The 628-nt window shown below is 57.0% G+C and carries 2 protein-coding genes; both read right to left on the minus strand.

All coding sequences use genetic code 11. The features are described from left to right. A partial coding sequence (locus BEB54_RS28180; RefSeq protein WP_063611003.1) for a DUF7828 domain-containing protein occupies nt 1–314 on the minus strand: 314 nt, incomplete at its 3' end. Nucleotides 315–480: 166 nt separating this feature from the next. After that, the coding region (locus BEB54_RS28185) for a YagK/YfjJ domain-containing protein (protein WP_123059768.1) at nt 481–628 on the minus strand (148 nt) is incomplete at its 5' end.

Raw genomic sequence — 628 nt, forward strand, 5'->3', positions numbered from 1 at the left:
TCGTGGTGACATTGTCTGCAGTGCCAGCTGGCTTTACGCACCACGGGTAAGGCATCCGGTACGAATTGCTGCAGACGCTTAATCAAGCGTACCTCCCTGCGTTCCGGTCTGACATAAGGGCACTCATGACCGTGCTTAGTCAGCCCGTCGTCAGTGTGTTCAAACCAGGGACGTTCAGTGTCGTATTGCGGGTGGTATCTGAGTGCACTGCCGCAAAGGTGGCAAGTGTAGCGATCGTAAGGTGCAGTCTGTGCGGTACGGGCACCAGTCAGACGCCCGTTGCCATCAAGTGCGAGAAAGGATTTTGCGTACATCGTCATATTCCTCAGCCGCCAGACGACACGCAGGCAACAGCCGTCCCGGTACGGGCAGCGTGGTCAGGTGTGAATAGCGGTTTTCAGTTCAGTCTCAGAAGGGAAAATCAGTGTGGTCGCTGTGAACGCGTCATCACACTAAGGTCAGATAAGTCGTCTGTCGGGCTCAGCCACGACAGCAGCCAAAGTTGCGCTCACCGGTGCCGCGAGCTTTGGTATGCTCCTTCGCCAGATAGCCAGCACGTTCCAGCACCTGCTGAAAGCCAGTGTCATCATCGCGTTCCAGCCACACCGCCGGCCAGGCCGGAAAATGC

The organism is Escherichia sp. MOD1-EC6021 (assembly GCF_002965245.1).
GTDB classification, from domain to species: Bacteria; Pseudomonadota; Gammaproteobacteria; order Enterobacterales; family Enterobacteriaceae; genus Escherichia; species Escherichia coli_F.